The organism is Adlercreutzia sp. CNCM I-6216, from assembly GCF_977113345.1.
Genome location: NZ_CDSBIE010000009.1, coordinates 32483 through 56190 on the forward strand (window position 1 = coordinate 32483; position 23708 = coordinate 56190).

At 64.2% G+C, this 23708-nt stretch carries 19 protein-coding genes; 7 read left to right on the forward strand and 12 right to left on the reverse strand.

The genetic code is table 11. The annotated features are described in order from the left end of the window. Window positions 1-62: 62 nt before the first annotated feature. Both ACYVRU_RS09100 and ACYVRU_RS09105 read left to right on the forward strand, forming a co-directional pair. Window positions 63-1700, forward strand: a complete 1638-nt coding sequence (locus ACYVRU_RS09100; protein ID WP_461186037.1) for an FAD-dependent oxidoreductase — start codon at window positions 63-65, stop codon at window positions 1698-1700. Window positions 1701-1960: 260 nt separating this feature from the next. Then, window positions 1961-2473 carry a DUF6125 family protein gene (locus ACYVRU_RS09105; protein ID WP_461186038.1) on the forward strand — a complete coding sequence of 171 codons (513 nt, stop codon included), beginning with the start codon at window positions 1961-1963 and terminating at the stop codon, window positions 2471-2473. A gap of 13 nt (window positions 2474-2486) precedes the next feature. On the opposite strand, the gene ACYVRU_RS09110 is transcribed toward ACYVRU_RS09105, so the two are convergent. The 4 genes from ACYVRU_RS09110 to hpf all read right to left on the reverse strand — a co-directional run bounded on the left by ACYVRU_RS09110 (window position 2487) and on the right by hpf (window position 6715). Next, a complete protein-coding gene (locus ACYVRU_RS09110; RefSeq protein ID WP_461186039.1) occupies window positions 2487-5003 on the reverse strand; it encodes a heavy metal translocating P-type ATPase in 2517 nt (838 codons plus the stop codon). A 12-nt stretch (window positions 5004-5015) separates the two neighbouring features. Then, the gene (locus tag ACYVRU_RS09115) at window positions 5016-5420 is read right to left on the reverse strand and encodes a metal-sensing transcriptional repressor (RefSeq protein WP_225885477.1); all 405 of its coding nucleotides are present in this window, start codon (window positions 5418-5420) and stop codon (window positions 5016-5018) included. Between the two features lie 488 nt (window positions 5421-5908). Next, complete coding sequence (locus tag ACYVRU_RS09120; protein WP_016309287.1) at window positions 5909-6127, reverse strand: acyl carrier protein; 219 nt, start codon at window positions 6125-6127, stop codon at window positions 5909-5911. A gap of 3 nt (window positions 6128-6130) precedes the next feature. Next, window positions 6131-6715, reverse strand: a complete 585-nt coding sequence (gene hpf, locus ACYVRU_RS09125) for a ribosome hibernation-promoting factor, HPF/YfiA family (protein ID WP_022740393.1) — start codon at window positions 6713-6715, stop codon at window positions 6131-6133. Window positions 6716-7087: 372 nt separating this feature from the next. On the opposite strand from hpf, the gene nhaA reads away from it, so the two are divergent. Further along, window positions 7088-8689, forward strand: a complete 1602-nt coding sequence (nhaA, locus tag ACYVRU_RS09130; RefSeq protein ID WP_022740395.1) for a Na+/H+ antiporter NhaA — start codon at window positions 7088-7090, stop codon at window positions 8687-8689. 99 nt (window positions 8690-8788) lie between these two features. On the opposite strand, the gene ACYVRU_RS09135 is transcribed toward nhaA, so the two are convergent. Next, on the reverse strand, window positions 8789-10102 hold the full coding sequence (locus tag ACYVRU_RS09135; protein WP_461186040.1) for a bifunctional folylpolyglutamate synthase/dihydrofolate synthase: 1314 nt from the start codon (window positions 10100-10102) through the stop codon (window positions 8789-8791). 125 nt (window positions 10103-10227) lie between these two features. On the opposite strand from ACYVRU_RS09135, the gene ACYVRU_RS09140 reads away from it, so the two are divergent. Beyond that, window positions 10228-11151: a magnesium transporter CorA family protein gene (locus tag ACYVRU_RS09140; protein ID WP_461186041.1), complete on the forward strand. Its 924-nt coding sequence runs from the start codon at window positions 10228-10230 to the stop codon at window positions 11149-11151. On the opposite strand, the gene ACYVRU_RS09145 is transcribed toward ACYVRU_RS09140, so the two are convergent. The 5 genes from ACYVRU_RS09145 to ACYVRU_RS09165 form a co-directional block, all read right to left on the reverse strand. After that, window positions 11148-11714 (reverse strand): uracil-DNA glycosylase, encoded by a 567-nt coding sequence (locus ACYVRU_RS09145; RefSeq protein WP_461186042.1) that lies wholly within the window; start codon window positions 11712-11714, stop codon window positions 11148-11150. The genes ACYVRU_RS09140 and ACYVRU_RS09145 overlap by 4 nt on opposite strands. Before the next feature lie 223 nt (window positions 11715-11937). Continuing rightward, window positions 11938-13416 carry an alanine racemase gene (alr, locus tag ACYVRU_RS09150; protein ID WP_461186043.1) on the reverse strand — a complete coding sequence of 493 codons (1479 nt, stop codon included), beginning with the start codon at window positions 13414-13416 and terminating at the stop codon, window positions 11938-11940. A 225-nt stretch (window positions 13417-13641) separates the two neighbouring features. Next, entirely contained in the window at window positions 13642-14175 is a 534-nt protein-coding gene (locus tag ACYVRU_RS09155) for a MogA/MoaB family molybdenum cofactor biosynthesis protein (protein WP_117283910.1), read from the reverse strand. 8 nt (window positions 14176-14183) lie between these two features. Continuing rightward, window positions 14184-15437 (reverse strand): molybdopterin molybdotransferase MoeA, encoded by a 1254-nt coding sequence (locus ACYVRU_RS09160; RefSeq protein WP_461186044.1) that lies wholly within the window; start codon window positions 15435-15437, stop codon window positions 14184-14186. A 448-nt stretch (window positions 15438-15885) separates the two neighbouring features. Further along, the gene (locus ACYVRU_RS09165; protein WP_461186045.1) at window positions 15886-17682 is read right to left on the reverse strand and encodes an ABC transporter ATP-binding protein; all 1797 of its coding nucleotides are present in this window, start codon (window positions 17680-17682) and stop codon (window positions 15886-15888) included. A 187-nt stretch (window positions 17683-17869) separates the two neighbouring features. Here ACYVRU_RS09165 and ACYVRU_RS09170 point away from each other — a divergent pair, with 187 nt between their 5' ends. The 3 genes from ACYVRU_RS09170 (at window position 17870) to ACYVRU_RS09180 (ending at window position 19886) form a co-directional block, all read left to right on the forward strand. After that, window positions 17870-18991 carry a putative NPN-dependent ornithine cyclodeaminase gene (locus ACYVRU_RS09170; RefSeq protein ID WP_461186046.1) on the forward strand — a complete coding sequence of 374 codons (1122 nt, stop codon included), beginning with the start codon at window positions 17870-17872 and terminating at the stop codon, window positions 18989-18991. Between the two features lie 243 nt (window positions 18992-19234). Continuing rightward, complete coding sequence (locus ACYVRU_RS09175; protein ID WP_461186047.1) at window positions 19235-19591, forward strand: type II toxin-antitoxin system RelE/ParE family toxin; 357 nt, start codon at window positions 19235-19237, stop codon at window positions 19589-19591. Next, complete coding sequence (locus tag ACYVRU_RS09180) at window positions 19581-19886, forward strand: helix-turn-helix domain-containing protein (protein WP_279054035.1); 306 nt, start codon at window positions 19581-19583, stop codon at window positions 19884-19886. Before ACYVRU_RS09175 ends, ACYVRU_RS09180 begins: the two co-directional genes overlap by 11 nt. Window positions 19887-20296: 410 nt before the next feature. On the opposite strand, the gene eno is transcribed toward ACYVRU_RS09180, so the two are convergent. Next, complete coding sequence (gene eno, locus ACYVRU_RS09185) at window positions 20297-21589, reverse strand: phosphopyruvate hydratase (RefSeq protein ID WP_114549706.1); 1293 nt, start codon at window positions 21587-21589, stop codon at window positions 20297-20299. A 138-nt stretch (window positions 21590-21727) separates the two neighbouring features. Continuing rightward, a complete protein-coding gene (locus ACYVRU_RS09190) occupies window positions 21728-23653 on the reverse strand; it encodes an oleate hydratase (protein ID WP_418379700.1) in 1926 nt (641 codons plus the stop codon). Window positions 23654-23708 lie beyond the last annotated feature (55 nt).

Below are 23708 nucleotides of genomic sequence, written 5' to 3' on the forward strand. Positions count from 1 at the left end.
GGAGAGGAAGGGCGCTCGTCACCGATGCGGGGCGGGCGCGGCAACCAAGAAAGGAAGCCATCATGAACAAGAGCATCTCTCGCCGCAATTTCCTGACCGGAGCCGCCGTCGCTCTGGGTGGCGCCGCCGCAGCCGGCATGGCCGGTTGCGCTCCGAGCACGCCGCAGCAGACGCTGAGCGAGACGGGCGAGGGCGCTGCAGCCCCCGGTACCCGCTGGAGTTGGGAGACCAAGCCCGAGCCCATCGCCGACGACGAGATCGTCGAGACCATCGACACCGAGATCTGCATCGTGGGCCTCGGCTCGGCCGGCACCACCTCGGCCATGGCCGCTGCCCAAAGCGGCGCCAAGGTCGTCGTGCTGCAGAAGCTCGACAAGGTCATCACCAACGGCTGGTGCGTGGCCGCCTTCAACTCCAAGATGTTCCTCGACGCCGGTCAGACCTACGACTTGGCCGATATCTACTTCAAGTTCGCCGACCTGTCCAACGGCCGCGACAACCACAAGGTGGTCAAGACCTTCCTGAACCGCTCCGGCGAGGTGGTCGACTACGTCATCCGCCAGACGCCGGACTTCACCCCGGTCATGCTGGGATCGGGCCACACCTACGGCTGGTACATCAACAACGACATGGCCACCCGCTACGACCAGTTCCACAAGCTGCTGGACGCCATCGCCGAGAAGGCCGTGGCCGCCGGCGCCGATATCCGCTACAACACGCCCGCCGTGCAGCTTCTGCAGGACGAGTCGGGACATGTGACCGGCGTCATCGGTGAGAGCAAGGAGGGCTATGTGAAGGTGAACGCTTCCAAGGGCGTCATCCTCTGCACCGGCGACACCTCCGACGACGAGGAGATGCTGGAGGCCTTCTGCCCCATCATGAAGGGCGTGCAGAGCATGCACGGCGCTCCCTGCAACACCGGCGACGGCCACAAGATGGCGCTGTGGGCCGGTGCTTCCATGGACCCGGCTCCCCACACCATGATGATGCACTTCGACCCCACCTGGATGCCCGAGGGCAACGCCCCCTACTCCGGCATTCCGTGGCTGCGCGTGAACCTCAACGGCGAGCGCTTCGGCAATGAGAACCTGGGCTACCAGAGCCATGTGACCCAGGTGCGCTTCCAGCCCGAGATGACCGCCTTCCAGATCATCGACAAGAACTGGGATGCGCACGCTCCCAAGGGCGACTACAAGCACCCCAACAGCCACAGCCGCTCCACGGCCGATCCGGCCAACGACTGGGCCGACGCCTTGGAGCGCGGGGCCATCATCGAGGCCGACACCCTGGAGGAGCTGGCCGATAAGTGCGGCATCAACAAGGAGAACTTCCTCGCCACCGTGGCCCGCTACAACGAGCTGGTGGATGCCGGCAAGGACGAGGACTTCGGCGTCGACAGCACGTTCATGACCTATAACGGCATCAAAGAGGCCCCCTTCTACGCCATCAAGCGCATGCCCGGCCTGCTGTGCACCGCCGGCGGCCTCACCATCAACGAAAAGCTCGAGGTGCTGAACGAGGCCGGCGAGCCTTTGGGCGGCCTGTACGCCGCGGGCAACGCGTCGGGCTCCTACTACGGCGACGACTACCCGCTGTTCATCACCGGCGGCTCCCACGGCCGCGCCTGGACCTTCGGCGTGCTGGCGGCCCGCTCGGCCCTCGGCCTGCTCGACGAGCCGGTGGACACCCTGGGCGACTAACCGTTCAGCGGAAAGGTGCGCGCTGCCAGCCCCCTCCCTCACAGCGGCGCGCCCCCTTTGGAACCCTCCCCTCCCGCGGGCCCCGTTTTCGGGGCCCGCTTTGCATCGGAGAGCTTGGCGTCGTTTCCTCTGCATGCTCGTGACGCACTACGGGGCTTTGCGGACAGTTCTCGCAATTTGCCCGCGTTGTCCGCGGAAATACCATGACTGTTATGCCGCGTGGCTCCTATACTTGCATCAACGATTTTGAGGAGGCGACCATGGCCCAAGGATTGGACGCGCTGACCCGTGAAGAGCTGGTCGAGCTTTTGGAAATCACCGCGAAGGATCTCATCGCGCTGGACGGAACATGGTTCCAATCGCTGGAACGCAAGCAGGGCATGGACACGGCCATGGAGCACGACCGTGCTGCCTGGCGACGCTTCGTGCCCAGCGAGGCCCGACGCTTGAAGAAGCTGCTCGACCTTTCGGATAGATGCGGACTTGAGGGACTCGCCGAAGCGCTGCCTTTGCGCTGCACCTCACTGGCAAACGAATGGGAGATTCTCTGGGAGGACGACGCGCTCGTGTTCCGCATCACGGATTGCCGCGTGCAGAACGCCCGCGCGCGCAAGGGAATGGAGTTCCACCCCTGCAAGAGCGTGGGCGAATTGGAATACGCCGGCTTCGCCGCCGCCTTGGATGACCGCATCCACTGCGAATGTGTCAGCTGCTTTCCCGACGTCACCGACAACACCTGCAACTGCGCCTGGCGCTTCTGGGTGGAGGGGTAGGCCGCGCTCCCTTCTACTTGAACCGCTTCAGCAAAAGGGAGTTGCTGACGACGCTGACGCTGGAGAGGGCCATGGCGGCGCCGGCGAGGGCCGGAGCGAGGATGCCCACAGCGGCCAACGGGATCATGATGCAGTTGTAGATGAGCGCCCAGAACAGATTCTGCTTGATCTTGCGCATGGTGGCTTTCGACAGGCGCAAGGCCACGATGAGGTCGGACAGGCGGTTGCGCATGAGCACCACGCTGCCGGCATCCAGGGCCACGTCGGTGCCCGAGGCCAGCGCCACGCCGATGTCGGCGGCGGCCAGCGCCGGGGCGTCGTTGATGCCGTCGCCCACGAAGGCCACGACGGTCTTCGCGCCGGCGGCCGCGTCCTGGGCGGCGCTCGCGGGCGACTCGAGGGGCACCGGCTCGGCGGGAATGCCCATGTCGGGGTCGGAGGCGGCCATGAAGGCGGGGTCGGTCACTTCCATTTCCATAATGCGCTCGTCGTCCTTCTCGGTATCGCGGGCCTCGGCGGCGGCCTTGCCGAGCATGGAGACGTCGGCGGCGCCCCGCACGGCGCGCACGCAATCGGCCTTCTCGAGCGGTTTCACACCGGCGAACACATGGTCGGGCGCGATGCCCACCTCCTCGGCGATGGCCCGGGCCGTAGGCGCCGCATCGCCGGTGACCATGTAGGAGGTCACGGCGAAGTCGCGGGCCAGCTCCCGCACCGTGGCCGCCGCGTCCGGCTTGGGCTCATCGCGGAACTGGATGCGGCCCGCAGGCACGCCGTCGACGGACACGAGGGATCCCGAGGCCCCGGTTTCGGCTCCTTCACCCTCGGCCTTCCCAACGCCCACGAACACCTCGTGGCCTTCCACGACGCCGCGCACGCCCTCGCCGACGACGGCCTCGAAGGACTCAGCCGCGGGCAGCGGCGCCAGGTCGCGCCCGGTCGCATAGGTCACGACGGCGCGGGCCAGGGGGTGCTCGCTCTTCGCCTCCAGAGCGGCGGCCAGACGCAGGGCGTCATCGGGAACATCACAGGCCACGACGACCGGCTCACCCTGGGTGAGAGTACCCGTCTTGTCGAAGACGGCCGCCGTGAGGTTGCCCATGGTCTCCAGCACCGTGCCGTCCTTGATGAGCACGCCGAGCTGCGCGCCCTTCCCCATACCTACGGTGAGCGCCGTGGGAGTCGCCAGGCCCAGCGCGCAGGGGCACGCCACGCAGATGACGGCGATGGCCGGCATGAGCGCCTGCACGAGCCGCCCGTCGGGGCCGGCCGGCACGACGAAGAACCACGCGCAGAACACGACGAGCGCAATCAGCAGGATGGCGGGAACGAACACCGCAGCGATGCGGTCGGCGATGCGCTGGATGGGGGCCTTGGTGCCCTGGGCGTCCTCCACGGCGCGCACGATGCGGGCCAACGTGGAATCGGCGCCCACGCGCAGGGCGCGCACGGTCACCGCGCCGGTGGTGTTCTGGGTGCCGCCGGTCACCGCGTCGCCTTGGGCCTTCACCACGGGCAGCGTCTCGCCAGTCAGCATGGATTCGTCCACTTCCGTGGCGCCTTCTGTCACCACGCCATCGACCGGCATCTTCTCGCCCGGTCGCACGAGCACCGTGTCGCCGGCCACCACCTGGGCCAGGGGCACCTCGCGCTCCTCGCCGCCGCGGACCACCCGCGCCGTGGGCGGCGTGAGGTTCATGAGCGACTCGATGGCCTGATTCGTGGCGCCCTTGGCGCGGCTTTCCAGCATCTTGCCGAACAGCACGAAGGTGATGAGCATGGCGCAGGTCTCGAAATACGGCATGCCGTCGTTGATGGCGAGCGCCGCATGGCTTTCCCAATCCCCCGTGATCACCGGGAGGAACGTGATCCACAGCGAGAACAGAAACGCGATGGAGGTGCCGAGCGCCACGAGCACGTCCATGTTCGCCGAGCCGCCTTTGAGCGAGCCCCACGCGCCCTTGTAGAACCGCGCGCCGCAGCCGAACTGCACTGGCGCCGTAAGTGCCAAAAGCAGCAGGTTCGCCGCGAACATGGCCTGCACATGGGTGGGGTCGGTCACGAACAGGCCGGCCAGGGCCGCGCCCACCCCCATGTGCCAGCCGGGAATCATGCCGATGGCCACGATGATCACCGTGAGCACGGCCGCCACGCCGAACACCTTGCGATCGCGCTTGGCCCGGGCGGCCTCGCGGGCGCGTCGCCTCTCGTCCACCAGCGGCGCGTCCTCGGGGATGATCTCGGCCGTGAAGGACAGGTTGTCGAAAACGGCGAGCATGTCGTCCACGCTGGCCTGGGCCGGGTCGAACACCACGCGCCCCGTGTTGTTGGCCAAGTTCACCGCCACATCGACGACGCCGGGCGTGGCGCGGTAGTGCTTCTCGATGTTGGCCGCGCAGTTCGCGCAGTGCATGCCGTCGATGGCCAGGCGCAGGTTGGCCCGGAGCGCTTCCCCGTCGTGCTGTGGCGGCTCTTGCCGAGTCGTCTCCTGCTGCATCGTCTCCCGCTGGATTGTCTCTCGTTGGGACATAGCTTGCCTTCCTTACTTCGAGAAACGGCGCATGAGCGCCATCACTTCGTCGATCACCTCGTCGTTGCCGGCGCGCACCTCTTCCACCACGCAGGTGCGCATATGCTCGGCCAGCACCATCTCGGAGACACGCCGCACCGCTGACTCGGCGGCGGCCAGCTGGGTGAGCACGTCCCCGCAGTAGCGGTTGTCCTCGATCATGGCCTTCACGCCGTTCAGCTGCCCGATGGCCCGGTTCAGCCGCTTCTGCATATCCGCCTGCAGCTCGGTGCTGCGCGGTGTGTTCTTGTGCCGGCAGGGGCAATCGGGCACGTGGCCCGTTCTACCTGCACCAGTCTTGGCCGCTGCCTGGGCCGCCCCGGCCTTCGGCATTGTCTGCGCCGTCCCTTCCCCGCTGCATGCTTTCTCGTTCTTCATAGCATTCCTTCGCTCATAGCTCCGGCTTTCATTCTCAAAAAAACTTATACCCCTAGGGGGTATTTTCGTCAAGCAGGAAAAGACTGCAGTCAACGAAGACCCACGATTTTGCATGAGATTGACGGTTATGAGCGTCTAGAGAATCTAAGTTCACTCGAAATTGTCAATTATCGTTAATTCTAATCACTATAGCTTCCCTTCAGACGCTCATAACCTTCAATCTCATGCATCGACAGGAACCTTCACCGACTGAGCGAGACGAGATGAAGCGCGAAGCGGCCATTACCGGAAAGGCCGATCGGAATCGGTTCCCATAGAAGTGGAGCGCGACCGCTCTTATCGAACGGGGCTCAGACACGTTTCCTCCGGCAGAGCGGCACGAGCCCACACGGGGCCTCTTTCGGCACATACGCAGGGAACTAGGCAACAAAAAGGCCCCGCAGCCTGATGGCTGCGGGGCCCCAGTTCTGCTGAAACGCGACGGGCGCTTACAGCGAGTCGATGTAAGCGACCAGGTCGCCCACGGTGACAAGCCCCTCGGGCTCGCCGAAGTCGACCTCGCAGGCCTCCTCCAAGTCGCAGATGAGCTCGACCATGTCCAGCGAGTCGATGCCGAGGGACTCGAAGGTCGCCTCGGGGGTGACGGTGGCGGGGTCGATGTCGAGGTTGCTCTCGAGAACGCCGGCGATGGTGTCGATAGTGGCCATGAACTAATCCTCCTTTTGGGTGAGCAGACCGTAGCCGCCGTCCTCGCGGCGGTACAGGATGTGCACCAGGTTGGTGTCGCGATCAGTGTACGCGAAAAAGTCGTGACCCAAAAGATCGATCTGGATGAGCGCCTCTTCTTCGGTCATGGGCGTGAATTCCGTCTCCTTGCGGCGGATGATCTCGTCCTCGGACAACTCGTCCATCAGACGGTCGAGATCCAGCTCGCTCTCCGGGTGGGCGTCCTCGTGGGCGTAGTCGACGATGCGCTCGGTGGCGCGAACCTTCTTGTCCAGCACGCGGGTCTTGTACTTGCGCAGCTGACGGGCAACCTTGGCGGCAGCCACGTCGATGGCGGCGTACATGTCCTCTTCGCTTTCCTCCACGCGCACGATGTGGCCCTTGACGCGGACGGTGACCTCGCAAATAGCCGGCAGCGGGTTGGCCGGGTTCTTCTCGGTGTAAAGAACAATTTCCGTGGAGACGGTGTCGGCGTCCACAGCCTTGATCGCGTTACCGACCTTCTCCTCAGCGTACTGACGAAGGGCGTCGGTGACGGGCATTTTGCGTCCGGACACGGTGATCGTCATGATTTCCACCTCTTTTACCTCGTTGCTTGCACAATCAGCGTGGAAGGCGCGAGCCCGCTGGGGCATCTGAGCGCACCATGCGTAAAACGCACCCTTCCAAACTGGAAAAAACAGCATAGCGCACTTTTCGCGAGATTGACCGAGCAATTTGAGGTTGCAAGAAAACGATTGCCGTCTGAGGACTGTTTTCGGAATGCAGCGCCTTTGAAGTCGAACGGTTCTCGTTTTCGTGTGAAAAAGGCTGCTACGGGGACTTTACAGATAGGGATTTTCGCTGAAGCGAAAGGGAAAGCGGTTACAATTAACGGATATCTGTGAAGCCGTCTTGCTCGCAGGCGGCTGAGTCGGTAAGAGAAATTGAGGATGTAAGGCATGGAACCCACTGCGAAGAATCCCGATCCGCATCATATCTTCATTGATGAAGTCCAGGGGCATCAGCGTCGCTGGTTGAAAGTCATCCAATTTACGAGTTCGTCCACGAAGGCGGCGGCCATCATGCTGGCGGCGGCTATTGTGGCCCTCGTTATCGCGAACTCGCCGTTCTTCGAGCCCTTTGAGGAGTTCTGGCACACCCATGTAGTGGTGGGCGTCGGCGGCTTTATCGGCGAGATGTCGCTGGCCCATATCATCAACGACATCTTCATGGCGGTGTTCTTCCTGCTCGTAGGGTTAGAGATCAAATACGAGATGACCGTCGGCGAGCTCACGAACATCCGCCAGGCGGCGCTGCCCATCATCGCGGCCTGCGGCGGCGTTCTGGCCCCTATCGTCATCTACTCCATCTTCAACGCCACCAACCCTGAGACCTCCCACGGCTGGGGCGTGCCGACGGCGACCGATATCGCCTTCGCCTTGGGTATCATGGCGCTGCTCGGCAACCGCGTGCCCAACGGCGTGCGCGTGTTCCTCTCCACCTTGGCCGTGGCCGACGACATCATCGCCATTCTCGTCATTGCCATCTTCTACGGCCAGAGCCCCTCGCTCATGTGGCTTGCCATCGCTGCGGCCATTCTCGTGGTGCTCGTACTGATGAACCGGGCGCACGTGTACGCCCTGACGCCTTACATGCTGGTGGGCTGCCTGTTGTGGTTCGCTGTGTTCATGTCCGGTGTTCATTCCACCATCGCCGGCGTGCTGCTCGCCTTCACGATCCCTACGGGGTCGCGCGTCGATCTGCAGAAGTTCATGACCTGGTCGGGCGACCGGGTTCGCGAGGCGCGCGCCGCCTATGTGGAGACCGAGCCGGTGACGCTCCAGAAGGATTACATGTTCACCGTCACCCGGCTCTCCAGTGTTGCTCGTCAGGTGGTACCCCCGGCCACGCGCTTGGAGCATATGCTGTACCCGTGGGTGTACTTTGCCGTGCTGCCCCTGTTCGCGCTGACCAACGCCGATGTGAGCTTCCTTGGCGGCGATGTTCTCGCTATGGTCTCGAGCCCGGTGTTCTTCGGCGTGTTCTTCGGATTGCTTCTGGGCAAGCCCATCGGCATCCTGCTCTTCAGCTTCTTGACGGTGAAGCTGAAGATCGCCAACCTGCCCGATCATGTTAACTGGATCCATATGCTGGGTGCCGGCATCCTGGGCGGCGTGGGCTTCACCATGGCCATCTTCGTGGCAAACCTCGCCTTCCCCGAGGCCGTGCTCATCGCCGATGCGAAGATCGGCATTCTGTCGGCCTCGCTTCTGGCCGGCGTGATCGGCTTCCTCTTCCTGTTCATGCAGGCGAAGGCGGCCGAGCGCCAGGGCATCTCGTACGTGTCCGCCTCGCTGGATGAGGTGGTGCGCCAAACGGCCGGGGAAGAGGCCGCCGACATGGCCGACGACGTGGTTCTCGGCTGCGGCGACGAGGATCTGGTCGACGATGTGCGCGAGGTGCTGGAAGCCGAGGGCGGCGTGGCGGAGTTCGTCGTGCACGAGATCCGCGACGAGGCCGAGGCCGAGGAAGCCGAAGACGTCACCGGCACGCGACCCTAGGGGACGCGTCGGTCCGCGGGCTTTTCGTACTTTCGGAGGGCGCTCTTTCGGGGGCGCCCTTTTTCATGCATCAAGTCGTTTTCGCAAACAGCAATCTCGCTACAACGCGCCCATGAGGTCGGCGATGGCGTAAAGGGTGCCGAAGGCGACGGCGCAGCCCTCGGGTCCGGCGGCGTCGCGGGCTGCGCGCAGGGCATCGGCGGGAGCGCCGCACGTGCGCACGGGCACGTCATCGGCCCGGCCCTCTTCCACCATAATCTCGCGCACGCAAGCCGCCAGCTCGTCGACCGCCAGGGCGCGAGGGCTTTTCGGGGCGTACGCCGAGAAGCTGCGGGCCCACGGCGCCACGGCGCGCACCATGGCCGGGTAGTCCTTGTCGGCCAGCACGCCCAAAGCAAAGTCGACTGAGGCGCGTCCCTCCTCCCCCAGAAGATCGGCGAGCGAGGCGGCCAGGGCCTCGGCCCCCTGAGGGTTGTGACCACCGTCCACAATGGTAAGCGGCGCGGTATCCACCACTTCGAAACGGCCGGGCCAACGGGCGGAGGCGATGCCCGCGAAAGCGGCCTCGTCGGAGATGGCCCACCCGCGCCCGCGCAGCACGTCGACCGCCGTCAGGGCCAGCGCCGCGTTGAAGGGCTGGTAGCTGCCGAGGAGACGCGTCTCGAATCCCCTCCCCTTCCACGAGAACCGGCGCAGGGCCGCTCCCGCGAGCGGCTCCACGGACAAGTCGCCGAAGTCGGGCACGAAAAGTTCGCAACCGCGCTCGGCGGCCACGGCCTCGATGACCGCCATGGCCTCGCTCTCCTGAGGCCAGCTCACCACGGGCGCTCCCGCCTTCACGATGCCGGCCTTCTCGCCGGCGATGGCGCCCAGGGTATCCCCGAGCAAATCGGTATGGTCGAGCCCGATGCGGCAGATCACGCTCGCCTCGGGGGTCTCGATGACGTTGGTGGCGTCCAACCGCCCCCCGAGCCCCACTTCCAGCACCACGATATCGCAGCCCACGGCGCGGAAATGCTCGAAGGCCACCGCCGCCATGAGCTCGAACTCCGTAGGATGATCCCCGCACGCCGCCTCCACGGCCGCGGCCGCCGGGCGCACCGCCGCCACGGCCCGGGCGAGCTCCTCGCCCGTGATGTTCTCCCCGTTCACGCGGATGCGCTCCTCGAAGCAGAGGATGAACGGACTCGTGAACAGGCCCACCTTGTAGCCGGCCGCCTGCAGCACCGAGGCCACATACGCGCACACCGACCCCTTCCCGTTGGTACCCGCCACGTGCATGAAGCGCAACTCGTCCTGGGGGCGCCCCAAGCGCTCCAGCAGATCCACCATGCGCGAGAGCCCCAGGCGCGAGGCCTGCCATCGCGGGGTGTTTATCCAGGCAACGGGATCGAAGTGGCGCGCATCTTCCACGGCACGTTCTCCTTCAAGGACGCGGCTACCGTTTTCTTACAAACCCGGTAACCGATGGGGCATATCACGGCTCCATTCTATACTAGGTTCCGGGCACGAGAGGCCGCGCGACGAGAGGAGGAGCCATGGCAGCCATTTACGACCTGAACCGGCCGAACCCGCTGGCAGCGCCCTGCGACGAGGAAAACTGCAAGCCGCCCCTGGTCAAGATCCTCACCTCCCACGAGTTCAGCCAGCTCACGCATATCGCTCCGGAGGCGCGGGCAGAGCTGGCGGCGCTCGAGCTGGCGGCGGCCAACTTCGTCGAGCTGTACCCCTCCTACATCATCGGCTCGTTCTCGGTGCCGGACAAATCCGACCCCACGGGCGATCCGGACACCATGTCGTTCTACCTGGAAGCCGACCACCTCATCCTCATCGACGACGGCGACATCGCGCAGAAGACCCTGGATAAGGTGGCCGCCACGGGCATTCTCACGAAGCCCACCACTTCGCATGCGCTCTACGCCTTCATGAAGACGCTCATCGCCGACGATTTCAGCTGGTTCTCCTCCATGGAAGACGCCATGGAAAGCCTCGAGGACGCCATGATCGGCCACCATGCCGACATCTCGTCGCAGACCATCATGAGCTACCGGCGCGCCGCCATGCGCATGGGCTCCTACTACCAGCAGATCGGCGTCATGGCCGATCTCATCGCCGACAACGAGAACAAGGTGATGAGCCGCGAGGAGGCCCGCACCTTCGGGCACATCACCACCCACGCGAATCACCTGTCCGACCGCGCCGACATGCTGCGCGAGTACAGCCTGCAGCTTTACGAGCTGCATCAGACGCAGATCGACTTGAAGCAGAACTCCACCATGCAGATTCTCACCATCGTCACGGTGATGTTCGCGCCGCTCACGCTCGTCACCGGCTGGTTCGGCATGAACCTCACCGTGCTGCCGGGACTCGATTGGCCTTATATGGCGGCCACGATCATCACCCTGGCCCTGGTCATGATCGTGGTGATGGTGCTGTTCTTCAAGCGGAAGAGATGGCTTTAAACCTCGCCGCGCAGCAGCTCGCCTAAGGTAGCGAAGTCGTTTTCCAAGGCCTCGCGCTTCTTGCTGTCGTAGAGCGCGGCCGCCGGATGGAAGATGGGGAACACCTTGAAGCGCCCCACCCGCTGCAGCGTGCCGTGCAGGCGCGTGATGCCCACATCGGTTTTCAGGATGAACTTCGTGGAGAAGTTGCCCAGGGTGACGATGTACTCCGGGTTGATGGTGCGCGTCTGCTCGCGCAGAAACGGCGTGCAGGCTTGAATTTCCTCGGGACGCGGATCGCGATTGGAAGGGGGACGGCACTTCAGCACGTTGGCGATGTAGACGTCCTCGCGGGACAGCCCGGCGATGGCCAGAAGCTCGTTGAGGTACTTGCCGGCGGCGCCCACGAAAGGCTCGCCCTGCAAATCCTCGTTCTTGCCCGGAGCCTCGCCGACGATGAGCACCCGGGCCTCGGGATTGCCCACGCCGAACACCGTCTGCGTGCGGCCATCGCACAAGGGGCAGCGGCGGCAGGCGGCCACTTGGGCTTGCAGGTCTTCTAGCGGAATGTGGGGGTGCTCCATCGGGCGTCCTTCTTTCTTGAATTCCTTTTTGGGACTCGCCTCGGGCGAGCGCCGGGAGGGGGTGCCGTGCTCAAACAGCATTCTATGGCATTTCCCGCCGAGAGTCGCGGCATTTTCGTATGCCATAGAATGAACTGCGCGCGGCACCCCCTCCCGGCGCTCGCTGCGCATTGCTTTCGTTTCAACCTGCTGCACGGCCTTGGTACTCGCTGACCGCCGCTTTCTACACGTACAACCTCGGCAGTCGAGAGCAACCGAAGCCGATGGCCACCTCGTGCTGGATGGTGCCCAGCGTTTCGGCCATCTGGTCGATGGTGACCGAGGCCTCGCCCTGCTCCCCCACGATGGTCACCTCGTCGCCGATCTGCGGGTCGAGGTCGTTGCGCTGGCGCAGGTTCACTTCGAACATGGACTGGTCCATGCAGATGTTGCCCACCTGGTGGAAGCGGCGGCCGGCCAGCAGCACGTCGGTGCGACCGGAAAGGCCCCGGCGGAAGCCGTCGGCGTAGCCGATGGGCATGGTGCAGATTTTCACAGCGCCGGGGCTGCGGTAGTTCAGGCCGTAGCTGACGCCCTCGCCCACCGGCAGCGTCTTCACATCGGTGATGCGGGCCTTCACGCTCATGGCCGGCTTCAGGTCGATCATCGGATAGGCCTCGGGGCACGGGTAGAATCCGTACAGCGAAATGCCGAGGCGCACCATGTCCAGCTGTACCTCCGGGTAGCGGATGGCGGCCGCGGAGTTCGCCGCGTGCACGATGCCCGGGTTGATGCCGGCCGCGCGCAGGGCGTTCACGGCTTCCGAGAAGCGCTTGACCTGACGCTCGAAGTCGATGGTGCCGGGGCAGTCGGCCGTGGCGAAGTGGGTGAAGGTGCCCACCAGATCGAGCGCCCGATGGAACGATATCTGTCGCGCGAATTCCACGACCTCGTCCCAACGCACGCCGATGCGGTTCATGCCCGTGTTCACCTTCATATGGAAGGGCGCGGACACCCCGAAGGCGTCGGCGGCCTCGGCGTAGCGGATGGCGAACTCGGCGGTGTAGACCGCCGGCATGATCTTGTAGGCCAGAAGCAGCGGGATGGCCGTAGCCGGGGGCTCGCCCAGAATGAGGATAGGGGCGTTCACGTAGGCCTCGCGCAGGGCGATGGCCTCGTCCACCGTGGCCACGCCCAAGTACTCGGCCCCGGAGTTCAGCGCCGTTTTGGCGCACTGCACGGCGCCGTGGCCGTAGCCGTCGGCCTTCACCACGGCCATGAGCCGGGTACCCGGATTCAGGCGCTGCTTCACGGCCGAGGCGTTGTGGCGGATGGCGTTCAGGTCGATCTCCACCCAGGCCCAGCGCCGATCCACCTCGGGAATGCGGGCGAGCTTGTCCGGATCGAAGCGCGGAGCGCCGGCAGCCGCCGTGCCCTGCTCAGCGAAGCGCAGCACATCGCTGGCCGCCGAGGACAGCTGGGACAGGGGGCGTGCTCCGGCCCCGCGAGCGACTGCATCGGAGCCGCCCTCTGCAGCAACGCCCGCGCCGACGCGCTCGGCGCCGGCCGGCGACCAAGCCTCGGCCAGATTGCGGGCCTGGGCCTGTTTGCGCGCCGCGAACGGCGTGTCGTCGTACCGCGAGCCGCGCAGGGCGTCGCCCGCGGACACGAAGTTCGGATCTCGGTGCGAAAACCCCGTGAACCCGTTGGGAAGATCAGTCATAGTGCTACCACCTCAAACAGCCGCGCCCTATCGAGCGCGGCCGCATCTAGAACACGTTCCTCATGAAGTATAGCGCAGACCCGACGCACGGGAACGCGCTCTTTTGGCATGGGGCAAAGACTTCCGACCGCGAGAACCCAGTCCCGGAAAGCCATACGGCAAGCGCATCCGCAGCCAACCCTCCATCGCGACTTCGAAGCCAAAGGCCCTTGCGTACCCGCCGCCTTACCCGAGTTCGCCCCGGGCCGCGGCGGCGGCGAGTTTCTCCGAGAGATCCTTCTGCGTGTTGTGCCCCTCGCCGGCCATCATCTTCACGGCATGGGGAAGCGCCTCCACGATACCTTCCCAGTTCTCGGTGGCCGCCTTAGTGGAGCCGGGCAGGTTGATGATGAGCGTGTGCCCGCGCTGGGCGCAGATGGCGCGCGAGAGCATGGCGAAGGGCGTAATGGCGACACTGTGGGCGCGCATGGCCTCAGCGATGCCGGGCACCTCGCGGTCGGCCACGTCGCGGGTGGCCTCGGGGGTCACGTCGCGCAGCGAGAGACCCGAGCCGCCGCAGGTGAGCACGATGTCGGCGTCGGTGTTGTCGCAGGCGTCGATGAGCGCGCCGGCGATGAACGGGCGCTCGTCCATTTCCACAACGCGGCGGACGCACTCCCAGCCCTGCTCGGCAATGAGCTGCTCCAGCTTCTGCCCCGCCTCGTCAGTTTCCAAAGTGCGGGTATCGGAGCACGTGATGATGGCGAATTTGATGGTCATGGCTTCTCCTAGAGAACGACTTCTTCCGGAATATCGAGCAGCAGGCAATCGACGATGGAGCCCGCAGGTTGAGGCTCGGTGCCCTCGGGCATGACGGCCAGGCAGTTGGTCTTCTGGATGGGGCCGAACAATCCCGAGCTCTGGTTCTTGGCCGGCGTCACTTTATAGCCCTCGGCGGTGCGCATCAGGTTCGCCCGCAGGTAGATGCGGCGCGGGTCACGGTTCTTTTCGTCGGCAGTGAGGCGCGCCTTCACGACGGGATGGTCCATGAAGCGGTAGCCCTGCATGGTGCGCAACGCCGGGCGGATGAGCATTTGGAAGCCCACGTAGGCGGCCGCCGGGTTGCCGGGCAGGCCGAAGACGGGCGTGCCCTCCACGATGCCGAAGGTCTGGGCTTTGCCGGGACGCATGTTCACCGTGGTCATCAGAAGCTCGCCGAGCTCGGCCACCACCGGCTTGATGAAGTCGAAGTCGCCGTTGGCGGCACCCCCCGTGGTGACGACGAAGTCGTACTCGCGGGCCGCTTGCGCCACGGCGTCGCGCAGGGCCTCGAAGGTGTCCTGGACGATGGGGAGCATATGGGCCTCGGCGCCGGCCTCGCGGGCGCAGGCGGCCATGGCGTAGCTGTTGGAGTTGCGGATCTTGCCGGGGCCGGGCACCTCGGAGGGCGGCACGAGCTCGCTGCCCGTGGCGATGACGGCCACGCGCGGTCGGCGGAAGACGGGCACCTCCAGCACGCCGCAACCGGCCAGAAAGCCGACGCCGGCGGCGGTGAGCACATCGCCCGCTTCCACGACTACGTCCCCCGCATGGGCCTCCTCACCAGCGGCGCGGATGTTCGATCCCACCTTCGTCGGGGCCGAGAACGACACCACCGAGCCGGGTTTGCCGTCGCCTTCCACCACGCCCACGATCTCGTACTTCACCACGGCATCGGCGTCGGCAGGCAGGCAGGCGCCGGTCATGATGCGCACGCACTCGCCTTCCCCGATGGTTCCCTCGAACACGTCGCCGGCGCCGATTTCGGCGATGACCCGCAGCATCGCGGGGCTCTCCTCGGCGGCATCGGCAATCTCGGCGGCGCGCAGGGCGAAGCCGTCCATGGCCGAGTGCGCGAAGGGCGACACGTCGATGTCGCTTGTCTGGTCGGCCGCCACCACACGCCCGACAGCGTCCAGCAGCTCCACCGTTTCCACGGGCAACTTCTCCACAGCCCCGCACACGAGCGCGCGAGCCTCTTCCAACGGAATCATTTCTCTCACAGGATCGGTCCTTCCCTTCCACGCCACCACACCACCGCGCTGCAGCAATGCCGCGGCCGCGGAATCCAACCGTCGTCATTTCACTGGGAATCATTATAACTATTGCAGGATAACCGCGACTAAAAAGAGCGACGTTTTCACCTTCGATCCAAGCCGGGCACGCGACGGTCGCCCCTTCCGTGTCTGCGACAAGCCAACCGAGCTTCGGCATCTTCCGCCCTCAAGAAGCTAGCATCCCGCAAAACCATCTCATACCCCCTTCGTGCAGAAAAAAGTGCGATCGTGCGAGTTGAAAACCCCCGAAGATCTTCTTCATGCAGAGTAAAGTGCGATCGTGCGAGTATTTGATCCCTCAGAACTCGCACGATCGCACTTTTTCCTGCACGAAGCCGATGATTTTGTTTTCTAGAAAGGCGAACGCGTCCTCAAGCGAATCTCGGCTCCCGTTCTAATCGCCGAACTGCATACGGTAGTAGCGGGCGTAGACGCCGTCGCGGGCCAGCAGCTCGTCGTGGGTTCCCTGCTCAAGCACGCGGCCGTCCTCCACCACGGCGATGAGGCTCGCGTTGCGAATGGTGGACAGGCGGTGCGCGATGGTGATGGTGGTGCGCCCGCGGGAGAGCTCCGCCAGCGACGCCTGGATGGCGTGCTCGCTCTCGTTGTCGAGCGCGCTCGTGGCCTCGTCCAAAATGAGGATGCGCGGGTCGCGCAGGAACACGCGCGCGATGGAGATGCGCTGCTTCTGACCGCCGGACAGCCGCGCGCCGCGCTCGCCCACGAGCGTGTCGTAGCCGTCGGGCAGCGAGCAGATGAACTCGTGGATGTTGGCCTTGCGCGCCGCTTCCTCGATTTCGGCCTGGGTGGCGCCGGGGCGGCCGTAGGCGATGTTCTCCCCCACCGTGCCACCGAACAAGTACACGTCCTGTTGCACGATGCCGATGGCCTCGCGCAAACTTGCCAACTGTACGCCGCGCACGTCCACGCCGTCGATGGTCACCGCGCCCGCGGCCACATCATAGAATCGGGGCAGAAGCGAGCAGGTGGTGGTCTTGCCGCCGCCCGAGGGCCCCACGAGCGCCACCGAGGTGCCGGCGGGGATGGAAAGCGTGAGCCCGTCGAGCACCGGGTGGGTGCCATCGTAGGAGAACGTCACGTCGCGGTAATCCACAGCGCCGCGCACCTCGCCGCCGCAGGCCTCGGCCAAGGTGGGCGCGCCGGGCTTGGTGGCCACGTCGGGCCGCTCGGCCAACACCTCGATGAAGCGGCGGAAGCCCGCGTAGCCCTTCTGCAGAGTCTCGGTGAAGTTGATGAGCTGCTCTACCGGTGCCATGAAGATGCCCACGTACAGGGCGTAGATGGCCAAATCGGTCACGGCGAGCGTTCCGGCGGCCACGAAGTAACCGCCGCCCGCCACGACGATGGTGTACAGAAGCCCCGTGAACAGCGAGTTCAGCCCGTGGAAGGCGCCCATGAACTTGTAGGAGCGGTTCTTCGTGTCGAGGAACGCCTCGTTGGCCGCGCGGAACTTCTCGCGCTCGGCGTCCTCGCCGCCGAAGGATTTCACGACGCGGATACCGCCGAGGGAATCCTGCACCGCGGCGTTGATGCCGGCCATGCGCTCGCGGTTCTCGCGGAATATGCGGCGGCGCCAATAGTTCAGCGCGAAGGACAGCGCTGCCATGACGATGGTGACGACGAGCATAATGGCGGTGAGCGGCCCGTTGATCATGAACAGCAGCACGAAGGAGCCGACGATCTTGAGCGTGCAGATGAACAGGTTCTCCGGCCCGTGGTGCGCGAGCTCCGATATGTCGAACAGATCGGTGGTGATCTTCGACATCATGACGCCGGTGTTGTGGCGGTCGTAGTAGCCAAAGGAGAGGCGCTGGTACTGCTCGAACAAATCGCGGCGCATGTCGGCCTCCATGCGCGCGCCCATGACGTGGCCCCAGTAGGTGATGAACCACTGGCAGCCCGTGCGCGCGGCGTACAGCGCGATGAAGAGCAGCGCGATGAGCCCGAGGCTACCCAAGATGACCGAGGGCGACTCGGTGAAGAACTCGCGGGTGAAGAAGTTCAGCAGCTGCGGAAAGGCCAGGTCAACCCCAGCCAAAATGCAGGCGGCCACGAGATCGGAGAAGAAGAGCGCCTTGTAGGGCTTGTAGTAGCCAACGAACCGCCGCAGCACCTCGGCGGCGGCGACGTCGGCGTGTGTTTCCTTGGATGTGTCGATAGCAGTGGCCATAGGCCCATTCTAGCCCTCTGGGAATAATTTCGATGCCGAAGTCATCACGCTTTCACAACCCTTCGACGAATCACCGCTCCCCGTCCTCCCTGCATGAGATCTCTTGCATGCGCAACTTCACATTCCTTGGGAACCGGCGGTCGAAGCGCTACAATGGCCTCAGCCATCCCGCAGAGAGAAGGTGCCCATGCCCTTTACGCCCACGCCCTACACGCCGCCCGACTTCACGCTCCCCCATCTCGTCGCCGCGCCCGACGTGACGCTCGTGCCCGCGCCGAAGGATTTCGTGGCCCCGGAGGGCTACCACGCCATGTCCATTTATCCGGAGTATCTGAAGATCGGCGGCCAATGGACGCTCGCCCGCGATTCCCGCATGGATTGCGTGGCCGTCGTGGAAGGCGACAACGTGTTCGTGCGCGAGTTCCGCCACATCCGCGCTGGAGACCTCATCGCCTGCGGGCGCACCGAAAACGGTGAAGAGGGCATTCTCGTCTACACCGACGGCTTCCGCGGGCTGGCGACGGCCGAGGACGGCGCCCCGCATCCGGGCGGCCACGACAACTTCGCCTTCCGCCTGGGCCGCTCCCGCGAGACCGCATTCTCGCGGGACTATGACGAGCTCTACGAGCTTCTGCGCCACGACCGCGACCACGGTTCCATCGTATGGGTCATGGGGCCGGCCTTCACCTTCAACGGATTCTCGCGCGACGCCTTCGCGAAGATCATCGACGCCGGCTATGCCGATGCGGTCTTCGCCGGCAACGCCCTGGCTACCCACGATTTGGAGGGCGCCTACTTCCACACGTCCCTCGGCCAGGACATCGACACCCAGGAGAACCGCCCCAACGGCCACTACCACCACCTGGACACCATCAACCGCGTGCGTTACTGGGGATCCATCGAGCGGTTCATCAAGGAAGAGGGCGTGCGCGACGGCATCATGAACGCGCTCGTGCGCAACGGCGTGCCCTACGTGCTGGCCGGATCCATCCGCGACGACGGCCCCTTGCCCGGCGTGTACGGCAACGCCTACGAGGCCCAGGACGCCATGCGCGATCACATTCGCAGCGCCACCACGGTCATCTGCATGGCCACCATGCTGCACACCATCGCCACGGGGAACATGACTCCTTCCTACCGCGTGCTGGCCGACGGCACCATACGCCCCGTGTACTTCTACTGCGTCGATATCGCCGAGTTCGCCGTGAACAAGCTGGTGGATCGCGGCAGCCTCGCCAGCCGCGGCATCGTCACCAACGTCCAGGACTTCATCGCCAACATCGCCAAGGGGTTGGGGCTTCTAGGGTAGAAGGAGAGGAACGTTAAACAAAAGGCTTACCGCATCAGACTACTTTCTCCAATCCAAATTTAACAAACATATGTTCTAATTCTTATGCTATAATTGACATAGAGAGTTTGGCTGGGACTGACTGGCCCTAACTTCGCGAGACGCCAAGGACAGCCCGAGAAGCTGCAGCGGCGCTCGCAGCTTCTTCCTTTCTAGTGTTGACAAAATGAGATATTTCTCATATTCTAGGAAAGGACGGTAGCCATGAAGTACACGTTGGAGTTCTACGAAACGGAAACCGGAAGCTGTCCGGTGGCAGATTTCCTCATCTCGCTACCCGCGAAAGCCCGAAGGAAGGCGACCACCTATTTCGAAGTGCTTGAGGAAGGAGGCCCAAACCTAAGAGAGCCTTACACGAAGCACTTGAGAGATGGCCTCTATGAGCTTCGCTGCCAATGCGGCCAAGACACGATGAGGTTCATCTTCTTCTATTTCGAGAATCGCATCATTGTCGCAACAAACAGCTTCAGGAAGAAGACGAGAAAGACTCCAGCCCGGGAACTTCGCCTAGCGGATGAGCGCCGGAAAGACTACGTCAGGAGGTACAGCAATGAAGCTTAGAGAATTCGTCGAGGAGCAAGAACGTCTTGACCCTGAATTCGCGGAGGCCCGTCACGAGTTTCAGCCTGAAGCCGCCCTCATGCGCGCTATGATCGAGGCCCGGCAAAGTCAAAATCTCACGCAAAAGGAATTGGCCGAGCGCTGCGGTATAGCCCAAACAGAAATCAGTCGCATAGAACGAGGAATTCGCAACCCATCGATACGCGTTCTTCAGAAAATAGCGGAGGGGATGGATATGTACCTGCAAATCTCCTTCCTCCCCCGCGACCCGCAACCGGGCACCCGCTCCGCATAGCATAGCAACGCGAAGACGCCGCCGGCGTGCTTTTGGGCTCCCCAGGGCCGTTCTGAAGAAATCCCGGTCAACGAACTACCCATTTTTGCACGAGATCTTGAGTTATCAGCGTCTGAAGGGTGCCTGCAACCTGAAAGCCGGGAATGCGCCTCCTGAGCGCAATGCTCTGACCAGACGTTTTCCAAAAGCCGTTCTCAGCCGCGAGTCCCGTTGCAGATTCCGGACGCTTATAACACGAGATTTCGTGCAGAAACAGAGGGGTTCGTCGACCGAGAACGGGCAAAAGCGATCCCAACCGGCTGCCGCGAAACAGAAGAAGGGCCGCCTCAATATGAAGCGGCCCTTCTTTGGTCGTTTGTGCGCTCGCCTCCCAAGGCGAACCTTGTGGAATGCGAGCCCCGCTCGGCCCTCTAACGCTTAATGTTGTAGAAGGCTTTCATGCCCGCGTACTGGGCCTGGCCCTCCAGCTGCTCCTCGATGCGGATGAGCTGGTTGTACTTGGCCACGCGGTCGGAACGGCACGGGGCGCCGGTCTTGATCTGGCCGGTGTTGCAGGCCACGGACAGATCAGCGATAGTCACGTCCTCGGTCTCGCCGGAGCGGTGGCTCATGACGCAGGCGTAGCCGGCCTGCTTGGCCATCTCGATGGCCTCGAGCGTCTCGGTGAGCGAGCCGATCTGGTTCACCTTGATGAGAATGGCGTTGGCGCAGCCCAGCTCGATGCCCTTGGCGAGGCGCTTGGAATTGGTAACGAACAGGTCGTCGCCCACCAGCTGCACGCGGTCGCCGATGCGGTCGGTCAGCTTCTTCCAACCGTCCCAGTCCTCCTCGGCCATGCCGTCCTCGATGGAGACGATGGGGTACTTGTTCACGAGCGCCTCCCAGTAGTCCACCATCTCGTCGCTCGTCAGCTCGCGGCCCTCGCCGGCCAGCACGTACTTGCCGGTCTCGGCGTTGTAGAACTCGGTGGAGGCGGGATCCATGGCAAACAGGATGTCGGTGCCCGGCTTGTAACCGGCCTTCTCGCAGGCCTCAACGATGTAGGCCAGCGGCTCCTCGTTGGTCTTCAGGTTGGGGGCGAATCCGCCCTCGTCGCCCACGCCGCCGCCAAGGCCCGCATCATGCAGCACCTTCTTCAGGGTGTGGTAGATCTCGGCGCACCAGCGCAGGGCCTCGGCAAAGGTGGGAGCGCCCACGGGCATGATCATGAACTCCTGGAAGTCCACGTTGTTGTCGGCATGCACACCGCCGTTCAGGATGTTCATCATGGGCGTCGGCAGAAGATGCGCGTTCGCACCGCCCACGTACTTGTACAGCGGCAGCTCGGCGGCCTCCGCGGCGGCCTTGGCCACGGCCAAAGACGCGCCCAGGATGGCGTTGGCGCCGAAGGCCCCCTTGTTCTCTGTGCCGTCGGCCTCGATCATGGCGGCATCTACCATGCGCTGATCCTCGGCCTCAAGGCCGATGAGCATGTCGGCGATCTCGTTGTTCACATGGGCCACGGCATCCAGCGTGCCCTTGCCCAGATAACGGCTCTTGTCGCAGTCGCGCAGCTCCACGGCCTCGAAAGCGCCCGTGGAAGCGCCCGAGGGAACCGCCGCGCGGCCGAAGGCGCCGTCTTCCAGCACAACTTCCACTTCGACGGTGGGGTTGCCGCGAGAGTCGAGAACCTCGCGCCCGTACACATCGATGATGACGCTCATGTAGTGCCTCCTTGAAGGTTGGTTGATGCTTCTAATCAGCGTTCACCATCATAGCACGAACGACGCACGCGCAAGCGCCCCGCGCGGACTCATTCCGCACGGGGCGCATAAAACAGGCTGGGCCACTGTTTTCCGAACCTAGTGGATGCCCGGCCACACGGCACCCGTAGCGGGCACGGGCACATCGCGGTTCTCGTCGGTGGTCGGAATGACGCCGAACTCCTTCAGAAGACCGTAGATGTCGGTATGCTCGATCTCCTTCAGGCCGCGCGACAGCAGCAGCTTCTCCAGCACGTTCATGTTCATGTCCGTTGCCGGCTTGCCGTCGCGCAGAAGCACCGTCGCGTTCAGCAGCACGCGCAGGTCGAATACGCTGCCCCACACCTCGGGCACACCGCGGTCGATGTCGAGCAGCGTATACACCGCCTCCATGCCAGTGCGCATGGAGTACTCGGTGGTGAAAATAGTGTCGCGCGGCGTCTCGGCGAACTGCCCAATGAAGGCGAAGTTCACGGCGCCCTCAGGCACGACGAGCGGACGGTCGCCATCGGCGCGGGGCATGAAGAAGGCCGTGATGTAGGGCATCATGCAGGGCACCGTGTTCGCGGAATGCTCGGCCAGCTCCTCGATTTGCTCCTCGGGCACGCCCAGGTGGTACAGCCACTCCTCGCAGATTTCCTTGCCGGTGCAATCGCGCATGGGCTTCTTCACGTAGTCGCCGGGCACGTCGGTGAACAGGCCGTAGAGCCACACGCACACCTGCCCCTCGGGCTGGGCGCGGAACTGCGGCTGGCGGTTGATGGTCCAGGAGAGCAGCCAGCTGGAGTCCTTCACCGACACGATGCCGCCCGTGACAACGCCGCCGGAGAGCGGGTCGCGCTTGCAGATAGCCTCGATGTAGGGCAGGATCTTCTCGTCCAGCGTGGTCACCGTGGCGCTTTCCCAGTTGCTCTTCTCCGGGTCGCCGCAGAACTTCTCGGGACGGCCGAACTCCGGCGACTGGGCCGCGATCTTCTTCCACAGATCCCAGCCGTCACCAGGGGTGAGCTCAGGTGCGAAACGGGCGGGGGCGTCCTGGCTGCCGAAGGAGGAATGGGCCACCAGGCTGCCGGGCGTGATGAAGACGAGGTCGTTTTCCGTGAGCGGAATGGTCTCCTCGCGGCCCGTATCGGCTGCGGGAGCCGTCTTGCCGTCTTCGGGCAGCCCCTCGGCAGCATCGATGGCCGCCGGGTTGTTCTCGCGCACCAGTCGAATTTCCGTGGCCAGCTTGCGGTTGTCGTCTTTGGCGTCGTCGCAGCTGAAGCGCACGTCGGTCACATGGGTATTGAACTGGAAGTCGACACCGTGGGCCTCAAGGTAGTTCACCATGGGCAGGATCATGGACTCGTACTGGTTGTACCGCGTGAAGCGCAGGGCCGAGAAATCGGGCAGGCCGCCCAAATGGTGCACGAAGCGGGTGACGTAGCGCTTCATCTCCAGCGCCGAGTGCCAATTCTCAAAGGCGAACATCGTGCGCCAGTACAGCCAGAAGTTCGAGTTCAGCACCTCGTCGGAGAAGTACTCGGTGATGACCTTGTCCTGCAGCTCCTCTTCCGGGGTGAAGAACAGGTTCATGATCTCCATGCAGGCCTTGTCGGACAGGTTGAACTTGTTGTCGGTATGGGCGTCCCGGCCGCGATCCACCGTGGCGCGGCACAGCGAGTAGTTCGGATCGCGCTTGTTCAGCCAATAGTAGTAGTCGAGCACCGATACCGACGGATCCTCGATGGAGGGGATGTCGCGGAACAGATCCCACATCACCTCGAAGTGGTTGTCCATCTCGCGGCCGCCGCGCATGGTGAAGCCGAGCCCCGGGTACTCCCAGCCATCGCAACCGCCGCCGGCGCGCGGGTCGCGCTCCAGAATGTGGATCTTCTCGCCGGGCATTCGGCCGTCGCGCACAAGAAAGCACGCCGCAGCAAGTCCCGCCAGGCCGCTGCCGATAATGTAGGCCTGCTTGTTTTCCACGCCCTCGGGCGGAAGCGGATGAGCGAAGGCCTCGTAGTTGCCGCTGGAATAGTACATAGCGCACGTCCTCTCTGGTCGGGTTTAACGCTTACCCACCATCATGCGGCCACCG